12 protein-coding genes are annotated in these 13776 nt (G+C 66.9%); 3 read left to right on the top strand and 9 right to left on the bottom strand.

The window, feature by feature from the left end; translation table 11 throughout:
• The 3 genes from A6A04_RS10935 to A6A04_RS10925 form a co-directional block, all read right to left on the bottom strand.
• The gene (locus A6A04_RS10935; protein ID WP_068492735.1) at positions 1–1203 is read right to left on the bottom strand and encodes an aminotransferase class I/II-fold pyridoxal phosphate-dependent enzyme; all 1203 of its coding nucleotides are present in this window, start codon (positions 1201–1203) and stop codon (positions 1–3) included.
• 149 nt (positions 1204–1352) lie between these two features.
• Positions 1353–2714 (bottom strand): ammonium transporter, encoded by a 1362-nt coding sequence (locus tag A6A04_RS10930; RefSeq protein WP_068492733.1) that lies wholly within the window; start codon positions 2712–2714, stop codon positions 1353–1355.
• Between the two features lie 476 nt (positions 2715–3190).
• Entirely contained in the window at positions 3191–3529 is a 339-nt protein-coding gene (locus tag A6A04_RS10925; RefSeq protein WP_068492731.1) for a P-II family nitrogen regulator, read from the bottom strand.
• A gap of 656 nt (positions 3530–4185) precedes the next feature.
• Here A6A04_RS10925 and xth point away from each other — a divergent pair.
• A complete protein-coding gene (xth, locus tag A6A04_RS10920) occupies positions 4186–4977 on the top strand; it encodes an exodeoxyribonuclease III (RefSeq protein ID WP_068492729.1) in 792 nt (263 codons plus the stop codon).
• Here the strand turns inward: xth and A6A04_RS10915 are convergent.
• Complete coding sequence (locus tag A6A04_RS10915) at positions 4972–5610, bottom strand: response regulator transcription factor (protein ID WP_068492727.1); 639 nt, start codon at positions 5608–5610, stop codon at positions 4972–4974. The two genes, xth and A6A04_RS10915, sit on opposite strands and share 6 nt — an antisense overlap.
• Positions 5611–5735: 125 nt before the next feature.
• Here A6A04_RS10915 and ribA point away from each other — a divergent pair, with 125 nt between their 5' ends.
• On the top strand, positions 5736–6851 hold the full coding sequence (ribA, locus tag A6A04_RS10910; protein WP_068492908.1) for a GTP cyclohydrolase II: 1116 nt from the start codon (positions 5736–5738) through the stop codon (positions 6849–6851).
• Positions 6852–6998: 147 nt separating this feature from the next.
• Here the strand turns inward: ribA and A6A04_RS10905 are convergent, their stop codons facing one another.
• Positions 6999–7595: a thiamine phosphate synthase gene (locus A6A04_RS10905; RefSeq protein WP_068492725.1), complete on the bottom strand. Its 597-nt coding sequence runs from the start codon at positions 7593–7595 to the stop codon at positions 6999–7001.
• The gene (locus A6A04_RS10900; RefSeq protein WP_068492723.1) at positions 7592–8647 is read right to left on the bottom strand and encodes a hypothetical protein; all 1056 of its coding nucleotides are present in this window, start codon (positions 8645–8647) and stop codon (positions 7592–7594) included. Before A6A04_RS10900 ends, A6A04_RS10905 begins: the two co-directional genes overlap by 4 nt.
• 202 nt (positions 8648–8849) lie before the next feature.
• Here A6A04_RS10900 and A6A04_RS10895 point away from each other — a divergent pair, with 202 nt between their 5' ends.
• Positions 8850–10886 carry an O-linked N-acetylglucosamine transferase, SPINDLY family protein gene (locus A6A04_RS10895; RefSeq protein WP_068492721.1) on the top strand — a complete coding sequence of 679 codons (2037 nt, stop codon included), beginning with the start codon at positions 8850–8852 and terminating at the stop codon, positions 10884–10886.
• Between the two features lie 117 nt (positions 10887–11003).
• Here A6A04_RS10895 and A6A04_RS10890 read toward each other — a convergent pair whose 3' ends face one another.
• Genes A6A04_RS10890 through A6A04_RS10880 form a run of 3 tightly spaced genes read right to left on the bottom strand, consistent with a single transcriptional unit; the run spans position 11004 to position 13776 of the window.
• On the bottom strand, positions 11004–11747 hold the full coding sequence (locus A6A04_RS10890) for a glycosyltransferase family 2 protein (protein WP_068492719.1): 744 nt from the start codon (positions 11745–11747) through the stop codon (positions 11004–11006).
• Positions 11744–12532, bottom strand: coding sequence for an NAD-dependent epimerase/dehydratase family protein (locus A6A04_RS10885; RefSeq protein ID WP_082914847.1), 789 nt, complete (start codon positions 12530–12532; stop codon positions 11744–11746). Before A6A04_RS10885 ends, A6A04_RS10890 begins: the two co-directional genes overlap by 4 nt.
• The gene (locus A6A04_RS10880; RefSeq protein ID WP_068492715.1) at positions 12529–13776 is read right to left on the bottom strand and encodes a class I SAM-dependent methyltransferase; all 1248 of its coding nucleotides are present in this window, start codon (positions 13774–13776) and stop codon (positions 12529–12531) included. The genes A6A04_RS10885 and A6A04_RS10880 overlap by 4 nt, the downstream gene beginning before the upstream one ends.

Here is a 13776-nt window from a genome sequence, read left to right as displayed (position 1 = left end):
CTACGCGCCTCCCAGGATCGCGGCGATCCGGCCCAAGGCCGTTTCGGTGGTGGCAAGGTCGTGGACCAGGGCGACGCGGATGAAGCGGCTTCCCGGATTGCCGTCCTCGCTGTCCTCGGCCGCCAGATAGGCGCCGGGCAATACCCGGATATTGGCCTCGCGCCACAGCCGGATAGCGGCTTCCTCGCCGTTGCCGACCTCCAGCCATAGGAAGAAGCCACCTTCCGGGCGGCGGAAGCCGAAGCGGGTCCCGAATATGCGCTGGGCGATGTCCAGCTTGGCACGATAGAGGTCGCGGCTGGCGACCACATGGGCCTCGTCGCGCCACAGGGCGGCGGCGGCGGCGGCGATGGGCAGCGGCGTGGCGGCACCGCCATAGGAGCGCAGGCGGGAAAACGCCTTGATCACGCCTTCATCGCCGATCACCACGCCGGAGCGCAGGCCGGGCACGCTGGACCGTTTCGACAGCGAATTGAACACCAGGACATTGGCGAGACCCTGTCCGGCGCGGGCACAGGCCTCCAGAACGCCGGGGGGCGGGGACTTGTCCCAGATCTCGGAATAGCATTCGTCGGAGGCGAGCACGAAACCGTGGCGCCGGGCGGTGGCGACCTGGCGGTCCAACAGGCCGAGATCGGCGACGCTGCCCTGGGGATTGGCCGGGGTGCAAAGATAGGCCAGGGCGACCCGGTCCAGCAGCTCGGGGGGCAGGGTGGAAAAATCGGGCTGGCTGGTGGGGCCATCCGCTCCGGGCACGAAGACCGGCTCGGCCCCGGCCATGACGGCGGCCCCGGCATAGACCTGATAGAAGGGGTTGGGCAGCAGCACCAATGGCCGTCCACCCTCGCGGTCGCCGCAGACCGCCTGGGCAATCAGGTAGAGGGCCTCGCGGGTACCGGCGGCGGGCAATACGGCGGTCTCGGGGTCGATCAGGCCATCGGGCAGGCCGTAGCGGGACTTGGCCCAGTCGGTGACGGCCCGGCGCAGCTCCAACGGGCCATTGGCGGGCGGATACTTGCCCCACAGGCTCGCATTGGCGGCGATGATCTCGGCCACCATGGCGGGTGGGGTGTGCTGGGGTTCGCCGATGGACATGACGATGGACTCGTCGTTGGGCGGCGCTCCCAGCAGCTTGGCCAGCCGGGCGAAGGGATAGTCTGGCAGGGTATCGAGGCGGGCGTCGAGGCCGGGACGGATGATCATGTCTTTGGGCGGTGGCTCGTGATGCGGATCGGGACCCCTGACCTTTTACTCCATTCCCCGGTCCGGCCCCAGGGTGAAGTTGAAAGGAAAAGGGGCGCCGGGTTTCCCCGGCGCCCCCATCCGTCCCCCGCTGGGCGGGGAGGTGAGGATCAGTGGACCGTTTCGCCGTGCAGGGCGAGGTCGAGACCCTCGCGCTCTTCCTCGGCGGTGACGCGCAGGCCCATGACCATGTCGATGGCCTTCAGCAGGATGAAGGACACGACGCCGGTATAGACCAGGGTGATCAGGACGCCATAGACCTGGGTCATGACCTGGCCGCCATTGCCTTCCAGCATGCCGGCGGTGCCGCCGATGGCTTCCACCGCGAAGACACCGGTCAGGATGGCGCCGACGATGCCGCCCACGCCGTGCACGCCGAAGGCGTCCAGCGAGTCGTCATACTTGAGGGTGTGCTTGAGGCCAGTGGCGCCCCAGTAGCAGATCACGCCGGCCACCAGGCCGATGACCAGGGCGCCCTTGGGATCGACGAAGCCCGAGGCCGGGGTGATGGCCACCAGACCGGCGACGGCGCCGGAGATGATGCCGAGAGCCGACGGCTTCTTGCGCAGCATCCACTCGGCGAACATCCACGACAGGGCGGCGGCGGCGGCGGCGATCTGGGTCACGGCCATGGCCATGCCCGCACGGCCGTCGGCATTGACCGCGGAACCGGCGTTGAAGCCGAACCAGCCAACCCACAGCAGCGAGGCGCCGATGATGGACAGGCTCAGGTTATGGGGAGCCATGTTGTCGGTGCCATAGCCCTTGCGCGGGCCCAGCACGATGGCGGCCACCAGACCGGCCACGCCGGCATTGATGTGCACCACGGTGCCACCAGCGAAGTCCAGAACGCCCATCTTGGCGAGGAAGCCGACGGCGCCGCCCTTCTCGTCCAGCATCCAGACCCAATGGCAGATGGGGGCATAGACCACCAGCAGCCACAAGGTGATGAACACCAGCATGGAGGAGAACTTCATGCGGTCGGCGAAGGCACCGGTGATCAGGGCCGGGGTGATGATGGCGAAAGTCATCTGGAACATCATGAAGACGACTTCGGGAACCGGGTTCGGCACCGCCATGGAGCCCTTTTCCAGCCCGTTGAGCAGGAAGCGGTCCAGGCCGCCGACGAAGGCGCCCTCACCGGTGAAGGCGAGAGAGTAGCCCGCGACCATCCACAAGACGGTGACCAGGGCGGTGATGGCGAAGCTCTGCATCATGGTGGCCAGAAGGTTCTTCTTGCGAACCATGCCGCCGTAGAACAGGGCGAGGCCGGGGATGGTCATCAACAGCACCAGGGCGGTGGAGGTGAGCATCCAGGCGGTGATGCCGGTATCGACCACCAGCGGGGCGGCGGGCGCGGCGGCGGCGGCGGCCGGCGCGGCGGCTTCCTCGGCCCAGGCCGCCGTGGCGGCGAGCGCAAGGCCGAGCGCCGGGCTTACGCTGGAAAGGACGGACTTCAAACGATTGCTCATATTTACCCCCGAAGCGGCTCAGCGAGAGGACGTACCAACCCATCGGGGTCGGCTTGCCGTTCCAGTAACAAGAACCGTGCCAACCGGGGAATTCTCAGGGATTCCCATGGGTCCGCCGGTTGCTTCCCAAGGGTGTCAAGGGGAGGATGCACACAGGTGACCGAAAATTAATCAGCGTTTGAGGGCTATGAGCAATTAATAGGCACAGAAGTTTCATTGGAATGAGCGCATGTCCGCTGCTGAGACCGAAGCTGTCTCAAGCGCCGCGATAGTCCTGTCATCCCGAGCGGCAGCAAGGGATCCCGCCCTGGAATGACGCTTCCGGCCTGAAACCAGCATTCCAGACAGAGATCCCACCTCCCCGTGGTCGTGGGGATGGCAGGACTGTTCTTTCATCGACCGATACCAGACATGCAACAGCCCGGAAGACCAAGGCTTTGGTCTTCCGGGCTGGGGCTTGCACCGAAGAAAAGGGTCTACAGCGCCTCGGCGTTGCTTTCGCCGGTGCGGATGCGGAACGCCTGCGAGATTTCGGTAACGAAAATCTTGCCGTCACCGATCTTGCCGGTGCGGGCGGCGGTCTGGATCGCCTCCACCACGCGATCGGCCAGGTCGTCGTTGACCGCGACTTCGATCTTCACCTTGGGCAGGAAATTCACCACGTATTCGGCGCCACGATAGATTTCGGTCTGCCCCTTCTGGCGGCCGAAGCCCTTGACCTCACTCACGGTCAGGCCTTGCACTCCCAGCGGCGTGAGGGCCTCGCGGACCTCGTCCAACTTGAAGGGCTTGATGATGGCCATGATCAGCTTCATCTCTGGTCCCCATGCAATTCCATGGGCCCAACCTCCCGGTGCGGAACCCGCCTCGTCTGGGCGGGCCAGGGGTGGACCACGGTTGATCGGTCGCAAGCCGTCTTGCGAATATTCCGCCCCCACTCCCTTTCAAGGAACGTGCCGGAATCGAGCCCAACAGCGAAATCGCGGCAAAATCTCGGAAAGCCAAGCAGTTGAGGGTAGTCCCGTCCCGAGGTTCTGCCCGAATTCTGGGCTGGAAGGCAGCAGGATTGCCTGTTTCCTGCGCTGCCCCACCAGCCATGCGTAAAGCGCATGGCTGGATTGCGAATCACTTGCCTGTGAACCGTCCAGCCGCACCCCAAATCCTTTCAAGGACGGCGAGGACTGCAACGGTCCTGCCGGTGGGGCGGTCTCCCCTGCCAGCCCCACGCTCCTCACGGAGCCAATAGAGCGCCCGGTTACCCCCCTGACCGGGCGCTCTTTTCGTGCTTTCTTAAGAATTGTCCTTCAAGCGTCCTGCGGCGCATACGCCGCCCGGACCTATGGGCCGGGCGCCCACCTCCGTGGGCTTGGCTTTCGCGCCATGGGGCGCGCCGGGCTTTGCCCGCAACTTCTCGCCAATGGCCAAGGCCATCGGTTCGTCGGTTTCACCATGATCCTAGGGGGTCCCGCCCGTGCGTCTCGTCACCTGGAACATCAATTCCATCCGGCTTCGCTTCGACCTGCTGCGCCAGGTGGCGATGGTGATGGCGCCCGACGTGATCTGTCTGCAGGAGATCAAGGTGGACGACCCGCTGTTTCCCCTGGCCGATTGTCAGGCGCTGGGCTATCCCCACGTCGCCTTCCACGGCATGAAGGGCTATAACGGCGTCGCCGTGCTGTCCAAGCGGCCTATCGAAGTGGCAGAACCCTTGTCGCGCTGTGGCCGTGACGACCGCCGCCACCTGATGGTGCGGCTCGAGGGCGGGGTTCAGGTCCACTGCCTCTATATTCCGGCGGGTGGCGATATCCCCGATCCCGAGGCCAACGACAAGTTTGCCCATAAATTAGACTTTCTGCGCGAGCTCGCGGTTTGGGCAGCCGGGGCATTCACGCCGGGTGACCGCGCCATCCTGGCCGGCGACTTCAACGTGGCGCCGCTGGAGAGTGATGTCTGGTCGCACAAGCAGATGCTGAAGGTGATCAGCCATACCCCCATCGAGGTGGAGCTGCTGAACGATTTCCAGGCCTCGGCCGGACTGGTGGACGCGGTGCGGCATTTCGTTCCCGCCAGCGAGCGGCTTTACACCTGGTGGAGCTATCGCTCGAATGATTGGCAAAGGAATGACCGCGGCCGTCGTCTCGACCATGTCTGGGTCACTCCGGCCCTGGTGCCCGGCCTGCGCTCGGCCCTGGTGGCGCGCGAAGCCCGTTCCTGGACCCAGCCCTCGGACCATGTGCCGGTCATGGTGGATCTTGACCTATAGGGCGGGACTGGCCAGGCGATAGCCGCCACCCTCGCCCTGGAGCAGCTCGCCGCCGGGGTCGATCTTGCGCCGCAGCCGGTAGATGTGGGTTTCCAGGGTATGGGTGTCGATACCATCGCCATAACCCCAGATTTCCGCCAGCAGCACGTCGCGGGCCACCACCACGCCCCCGGCTTGCGCCAGCCGGGCCAGGATGGCGGCCTCCTTGTCGGTCAGGCGTGCCATGCGGCCGTCATCGCGCAGCATCAGGCGGCGCTGCGGCTCCAATCGCCAGGGGCCGATGCGGATCGGCTCCAGACCGGCGGCGCGGCGGGCCAGCAGTTCCGAGGCCTTGGCCGCCAGGGTGCCCAGGCGCAGCGGCTTGGCCATGACCTCGTCGGCGGCCTCGTGATCGCCACCCAGCAGCAGAAGCGGTGCCGTGATTCCGTCGTCGCGCAGGCTGCCGCACAGAAGCGCGCCATTGGCCTCGGCGTCCAGGATGATCAGATGATGGGAGCGGGCCGCCTGGGCCGGGGCCTCGTCCTCCGCCAGCTGGGCGACGGCGGCGCCCAGGGAATCAGCCAGATGCTCGGCGATGCTTTGCCGCAGCATGGCATCGGCGATGATCAGCAGGATGGAGGGCGGGCCGTTCATGGTAGGCGGATCATAGTGGAACACCCCTTCGCGGCAAAGCGAAGGCGTTTGCCCGCTTCCTCTTTTGCCTCCGAGGGAAAGCCTGTATGGTGCGCGCCTTGTTTTTCTCGACCGAAGATCCGCCCTTGACCCGGCAGCTCGACCTCGATCCCCGCCCGGAAAGCCCGGCCCCCAAGCCGCTGGTGGCGGTCGACCGCGCCATCGCCGAACTGCGGCGCGGCGCCGCCGTGCTGGTGCGCGCCCCCGGCCTCAGGGTTCTGATGCTGGCGGCCGAGGCGGTGGGCGATGAAAGCCTGGCCCGGCTGCAAGCCGATGCCGGTGTTCCGCCGGTGCTGGCAGTCACGGGGCGGCGTGCCGGGGTGCTGGGCCTGACCGAGACCGAGGACGGGGTATTCCGCCTGTCTTCCCAGAGTGGTTTCGATGCCGCAACCATCGCGGCGCTGACCGATCCCTGCGCCGAAAGCAACAGCCCGCTCGATCTGTCCCGCCTCGACGTCGTCAAGGCGAGCGGGGCCGAACCCGCCTGTGTCGCCCTGGCCAAGCTGTCGCGGCTGTTGCCCGCGGCGGTGCTGGCCGAGTTGGGCGGCCATGCGCCCTTCGACGTGGTGCAGGTGGAAGCCGACGACATCGCCGCCTATCAGACCACGGCGGCCCGCAGCCTGGTGCAGGTCAGCCAGGCCCGGGTGCCGCTGGAAGGCGCCGAGAACGCCCGCATCGTCGCCTTCCGTCCCTCCGATGGCGGCATCGAGCATCTGGCCATCGTCATCGGCGAGCCCGATCCCGACCAGCCGGTGCTGGCTCGGCTGCATTCGGAATGCTTCACCGGCGACCTGCTGGGCTCCTTGCGCTGCGATTGCGGCGACCAGCTGCGCGGCGCCATCGCCGAGATCGCCCAAGCGGGCAGCGGCGTGCTGCTCTATCTCGCCCAGGAAGGGCGCGGCATCGGGCTGGTCAACAAGCTGCGGGCCTATCAGCTGCAGGATGCGGGCTTCGATACCCTGGACGCCAATCTGCAACTGGGATTCGACGACGACGAACGCATCTATCTGCCCGCCGCCCAGATGCTGCGGCTGCTGGGAATCGGGCGGGTGCGGCTGCTGACCAACAATCCCGGCAAGGTGGAGTCCCTGGCCCGTCACGGTGTCGAGGTCACCGAACGGGTGCCCCACGTCTTTCCGTCCAACGACCACAATCAGGGCTATCTCAGGACCAAGGCCACCCGCGGCGGCCACCTGTTCTAGGCTGTGTCAGAGTTTGGTGGAATCTATATTCCTTTTCGTCACCCCCGGACTTGATCCGGGGGTCCATGGATGGCCGGGTCGAGCCCGGCCATGACGGGTAGTGTAGCTAATGCTTCCACCAAACTCTGACAGGCACTAGGTCGGTCGTCATGCCAGCGCTCCGATGGCGGCGAAGCCGCAGGCGGCAGTGGGCGGCAGACGCCGGGCGGTGCGGCGGTCGATCCCGCCAAGGGCGATGACCGGCAGTCCGGCGCGGCGCGCCCACACTCCAAACCGAACCGAACCGATGACAACCGCTCCCACATGGCTGCTTGTGGGAAAGGCGGGCGACAGCAGGGCGGCATCCGCCTTCAGCCGTTTCGCCCGGCCCAGCGCCGCCGGGGAATGACAGGCCACGCTCAGCAGGCCGCCTGATCTGCGCCGCCATCCCAGGGCGGGTGACAGTACGCCATGACGGGCCAATCCTTCCGGCAGATGCAGGCCCCGGGCCTTGAGCCGGGCCGCCAGCCGCCAATCCCCCGCCACCAGCAGCACCAGCCGCAGGCGGCGGGCGAGTCTCGCCACCGCCACCGCCAGCCGGGCGCGATCGGGGGCGTCGTAGTGGCGTAGCAACACGCCGTCGCCAGGCGCCAGACGGCGCATGGCCGCCAGGGGATCGGGCAGGCGCGAAGGATCGGTGACCAGGATCAGGGATGGCCCCGGCCAGCATTGGGCCAGGGCGCGGCCCAGGGGACGGGGGATCATTGCGCCTCGGTAACGGAACCGGTGGACCCCGCGCCCAACTTGCTGTTGCGCTCGTATTTGGACAGGCCTTGCATCATGGCCGAGCTGAACCAGTCACCCGAGGCGGCTCCGGCGGCATTGGCGGCGCTCTGATTGGCGGCCATTTCCTGGGCCATGGCGGGGGTGATCACCGGTCGGTTGGGCCGGGCGCCGGTCACCGGGGTGTTGGAGCGCATGCCGCTGTTGGAAATGCTGGTTCCCACGGCGGGCGGCGACTGGGTGGCCATGGGAGTGGTGCGGCCTGGAACCGGCATCAGCCGGGGCTGGCGACCGGCCAGCAGCGGCATGGGCTTGCCCTCGGCCGAGTCCACCGCGCGAATGGCGCCGTCATTGGCGGCGGTCTTGGTCACCGGGGCGACGGGGGCGGCCTGGGGGACCGGCGGCTGCTGGGCGGCGAGGGCGGCGGGAGTCGCGGCGGCGGCCTTGGACGTATCCACCGGCATATCGGGCAGCAGCAGTGGCTTGGCGGCGGCGGCCAGGGCTTCCGGCGCGGCTTCTGGCGTGACGGTCTTGGCGGTCACGCCGGGCTTGGTTGTCTCGGTGGCCTGGGCCAGTTGCTGCGGCGCTTCGGGCTTGGTCTTGGCGTCGGTCGGGGCGGCGGCGATGGCGGTGGTGGGCGCATCCTTGGTGGGGCTGTCATCCTTGAACAGGGCGATCAGGTGTCCGCCCGCGTCGTGGCCGGTGGCCTCCTCCAGCACGGCATTGAGCGCCGAGCCGATCAGGCCGATGGGGCCGCCGAACAAGGCACCACCCGCCAGGCGGGCACCGACGCCGATCTTGTCGCCGGTGGCTTCGCGATAGAGATCGTTGACCAGGGGGATGTGTTGCAGCGGATTGATGACGTCGAGAAAATCCCAGAACGAGGGCTCATCATCGCCCTCGGCGAACATGTGTAGCCGCTCGGGGTCATTGGCGCCGGGCGCGGTGGCGGCATTCTCGGTGGCCAGACGCGGAACCAGCGATCCTTCCCAACCGAAGGGCTCGGGCGATGATGATGCGGCTGAGACGGACATGACTCACCTCGGAAAACGACATCAGGAGTACTGCAACCCTGATGCCAGTTTCATGGCATTGATTTCATTGATGAAAATATTTCTCCGCCCGGCAAGTTCGGCCGTGGGGGCGGGGGTGAGGGGCAAAATCTGCCGGGATTGCCCGGTCGACGGCGGACGGCTACCCTGGCGATGAGTTCACGCCCGAACCAGGAGGGTCACGGTGCCGCTTCCCGCCATCGACGAGGTGCTTGCCCTGCATCGGGCCGGGCGGCTGGACGAGGCCGAGCGGCTTTACCTCGCCCTCCTGGATACCGAGCCCGGCCATGCCATGGCCTGGCACCTGGCCGGGGTGGTGGCCTATCAGACCGGGCGCAAGCCGCTGGCCGCCGAACGCATGGGCCGGGCGGTGGAGCTGCGCCCCGATTTCCCCGAGGCCCACAACAATCTGGGCAATGCCCTGAAGGATCTGGGACAGCCCGAGCGGGCGCTATCCCATTACGACCGGGCCCTGGCCTTGAAGCCCGACTTCCCCGAACCCCGTTTCAACCGGGGCAGCGTGCTGCACGAGCTGGGGCGGCTGGACGAGGCGGTGGCGTCCTACCAGGCAGCCATCGCGCTGCGTCCCGATTACGTGGACGCCCTGTCCAATCTGGGTCTGGCGCTGCGTGAGCTGGATCGCATGGACGAGGCCCTGGCGGTGCTGCGCCGCGCCGTGGTGCTGCGGCCCGACCATGCCGAGGCCCTGTCCAATCTGGGTCTGATCCTGTTGAAACGCGAGCGTATCGCCGAGGCGATCGAGACGCTGCGCCGGGCGGTGGCCGCCAATCCCCGCCATGCCCGCGCCCATGCCAATCTGGGCCTGGCCCTGGAAGAGGCGGGCGAGATCGAACAGGCGGCTTCGGCCCATCTCACCGCCCTCAGCCTCGATCCGGGCTTCGAGGACCCCTTGCCCCATCTGGTGCATCTGCGCCGCAAGCTATGCCTGTGGGATCGTTTCGAATCCGACGATATCCGGCTGGTGGAGCTGGCACGGGCGGGAAATCTCAGGATTCCGCCCTTCATCCTGCTGCATTCCCCCACCGCCACTCAGGCGGATCATCAGACGGCGGCGCGGCGGTGGGCCGCCGGGATCAAACCACCATCGGGGCTGTCGCTGCCCGCCCGGCCCCGGTCCGATGGGCCGGTTCATCTGGCCTATCTATCGGGCGATCTGCGGGCCCATCCGGTGGGTTATCTGATGGGAGAATTGCTGGAACGCCATGAGCGGAGCCGTTTTCGCGTCAGCGCCTATTCCTTCGGCCCCGATGATGGCAGTCCGAGCCGGCAGCGGCTGGCGGCGGCGGTGGATGCCTTCGTCGATATCCGAGGTCTCGACGACGCCGAGGCGGCGGCGCGCATCCATGCCGATGCCGTCGACATCCTGGTGGACCTGACCGGCTATACCACCGGTGCCCGCACCGCCATCCTGGCCGCCCGCCCGGCGCCGGTGCAGGTCAACTGGCTGGGTTATGCCGGGACCATGGGGGCCGGGTTCATGGACCATCTCCTGGCCGATGCCGCCATCGCCCCCCTGGCGGAACAGCCCTGGTTCGACGAGCGCATCTGGCATCTGCCCCATAGTTATCTGCCGTTCGATACCCGCCGGAGCGTGGCGGCCAGGCGGGCGGGGCGGGCCGAGTGCGGCCTGCCCGAATCGGGGCTGGTGTTCTGCGCCTTCCACAACGCCTTCAAGATCACGCCTGCGGTCTTCGATGTCTGGATGCGGCTGCTGGCCGCCGTGCCGGGCTCGGTGCTATGGCTGCTGGCCGGGGTGCCCGCCGCCATCGCTAATCTGCGCCGCGAGGCTGGCGCGCGCGGGGTCGATCCCGACCGGCTGGTCTTCGCCCCCCGGGTGGGGGTCGAGGACTATCTGGCGCTGCATCGCCTCGCCGATCTGTATCTCGACGTGCTGCCCTACAACGCCCATGGCTCGGCCGCCGATGCCCTGTGGATGGGTCTGCCGGTACTGTCCTGCGCCGGGGCGACCTTTCCCGGCCGGGTGGCGGGACGGTTGCTGGAGGGTTTGGGCCTGCCCGAGCTGGTCACCTCCAGCCTGGCGGCCTATGAGGCCAAGGCGCTGGAGCTGGCCCGCGATCCGGCCAAGCTGGCGGATTTGCGCCAAAGGCTGGCGCGGGCACGGGAATCATCGCCCATCTTCGACATGGCGGGTTTCGCCCGTGGCCTGGAAGTGGCCTATGAGGGAATGATCGAGCCATGATGTGTCATCCCGACGCCCCTTGAGCGGAGGGATCCCTTCCTGATCCGGCTTTTCAAAATCGGCAGCGACAGTCCAAGCGGAGATCCCTCGCCAAAGCTCGGGATGACGGCGGGGAGCTTACCGCCTCGCGGTCTTGAGCGGCACCGAGCCCGGCCCCTTGAACAGGTAGCGGGTCTCCATGGCGTAGAACAGCCAGTAGAGATAGCGCGGCAGCCAGCGGAACACCTGGAATCGCGACGGCTTGTCGCCGCGCTCGAACCATTTGGCCGCCACTTCGGTCACCGGCCAGCCCAGCCGCACCGATTTGACCAGCAGTTCCACGCTGAAGGTGAAGCCGAGGCGGGATTCGATCACCACGCTGTCCAGCACCTGGCGGGTGAACAGGCGGAAGGCATTGGTGGGGTCGTGCACCTTGGCGCCCGCGATGTGGTACAGGCTGAAGGCGCCGACCTTGGTGATGATCTCCTTGACCGGCGAACAACCGACCATGCAGCCGCCGGGGACGAAGCGGCTGGCGGCCACCACCTGGAAGCCCTCGTGGGCCTTGGCCACCATCTTGTCGACGATGTCGGCGTTGTAGTCGTCGTCGGCCATGTAGACCAGCACCAGCGGCGCGGTGCTGGCGTCCAGTCCGGCGCGCACCGCCGCATGGGGGCCGCGCTCGGGATTCTTGATATATGCGATGTCCAACTCGCCGGGCGGCAGGGTCGCCAGGGCGGGCAGCGTGTTGTCCTCGTCCATGTCGTAGCAGATCAGCACCCGGAACGGGGTCCTGACCTCGCGCTTCAGCGCCGTCATGGCCGCCAGGATATTGGCGCCCTCGTTATAGACCGGGATGACGATATCCAGCTCGGCGGTCATGCCGCACCTGCGGTGATGAAGGGCAGACTGGCCTTCAGCATGGTCTCGCTGTCGGGCATGGTCATCAGGGCGCTCAGCTTCTCGATGGAAATGTCGTAATCGGTATGCAGCAGCTCGGCATGAAAGTCCGGGCTGGGTCGGCCATGTGCCCCGGCCACCACATCGAGCATGCGCCGGATGGTGATGGGAGCGGCGGCGGTGACGTTGTAGACGCCCTCGTCTCCCATTTCCAGCAGCATCGCAAGGGCCTTGGCCACATGGGCGAGATCCACCAGCGACAGGGTGCTGTCGGGCGTCTGGCGGATGGGATTGCCGTTGATGGCGTCGAACACCGGATTCTTCTTCAACCCCGGCCCGATCAGGGTGCCGAGCCGCAGGATCAGGGATCGGGCGGCATGGCGGGCCACCAGCTGCTCGGCCAGGAATTTGTGAAAGGCGTAGACGTCGAGGCCGGAAGGCTCGATCACCGCGTCCTCGCCGCTGCTGGCTGGCGCCCGGCAGCCCTTGCCATAGACATCCATGGTCGACATGAAGACGTAACGATCCGCGAGTCCGGCGGTGGCCCGCGCCGCCACCGAGGCGACATTGGCGGCGAAGGAGGCGGCGGGGTTGGCATTGGCCCAGAACCGCCGCGCATCGCCGTTGCAGTCCACCAGTACATCCACCGGTTCAGTGGGCAGGGGATCGCCGCGCCCGAGCGCCAGCACCTCGTGACCGGCATCACGCAGGCTTTGGGCGAGGAAACCGCCCAGGAAGCCCCCGGCGCCGACCACCGCCATCCTCATGGACGCACGACCGGTTCCGGCAGCGGCACGATGAAGCGCCCGCCCTGCTTGACGTAATCGGAATTGGCCACGAAGAAATCGGCATAGTTCCAGGCCAGCAGCAGGGCATAGGGGATCTTGGCATCCAGCAGGGCCTGGTCAGAGATCACCGGGATATGGCTGCCGGGCGTCAGCTTGCCGATCTTGAGGTCGTTGTTCTCGGACACCGCCACGATATCGTCGGGGCCGACGCCGAGATAGTTCAGCAAGGTATTGCCCTTGGCGGGGGCGCAGAACGCCGCCACCTGGTGGCCCTTCGCCTTGAGATCGGCCAGGGTGGCCAGCAGCGATTCCTTCACCGCCTCTACCCGCTTGGCGAAATCATGGTAGCGGGCGGGGTCCTTGATGCCCCAATCGGCTTCCGCCCTCAGCAGGGCGGGAATGGAGGAATCCTCGGCATGGGGCGCGTCGGCGCGGCAGACGAACAGGCGCAGTGCCGGGCCGGAAGCGCCGACCTCGGTCTTTTCCACCCGGAAGGCGCGCAAGGAGACCTTGGCGAACAGATGGGCCAGCGGGGTCAGCGCCAGATAGCACAGATGCTCGTGGTAGATCGTATCGAAATAGCAACGCTCCACCATATCCACCAGATAGGGGAATTCGATGATCCAGACGCCATCCTCGGCCAGCCAGGCCTGAACGCCCGCCGCGAAGCTCTCGATATCGTCCACATGGGCGAAGACATTGGTGGAGGTGACCAGTTTCACCCGGCCGAAGCGCTCCACCAGCCTGGGCGCCAGATCGCGGCCGAAGAAATCCTCCACCACGGTGAATCCGGCCTTCCTGGCGTATGCCCCGGCGCTGGACGGCTCGATCCCCACCAGGGAAAAGCGGCCCGCCGGATAGCGCGCCAGCATGATGCCGTCATTGCAGCCGATATCACCCACCACGGCGCCGTCGGGCAGTTTGAACCGCTCGATGGCGGCGTCCACCAGTCCCTGGTAATGGGTGCACAAAGCACGCGAGGTCGAGGATAGATAGGCGTAGTCGTCGAAAATATCCTCGGCCGAAACGATGTCCAGCAGCTGGGACAGGCCGCAGTCACGGCACAGATGCATCTTCAGCGGGAAGCGCTGCTCGGCGGCCACCGCCTCGGGGGCGATGAAGCTGTTGGACGGCGGCTGGTCGGTGAGGTCCAGCACCTCCACCAGATTGCGGCTGCCGCAGATGCGGCAGGTATCGCGGTGGCGAACCGAGAAGGCGGCCAT

The sequence above is a fragment of the Paramagnetospirillum marisnigri genome (genome assembly GCF_001650715.1).
GTDB lineage: Bacteria > Pseudomonadota > Alphaproteobacteria > Rhodospirillales > Magnetospirillaceae > Phaeospirillum > Phaeospirillum marisnigri.
This window is presented reverse-complemented; position numbering and strand designations above follow the sequence as displayed.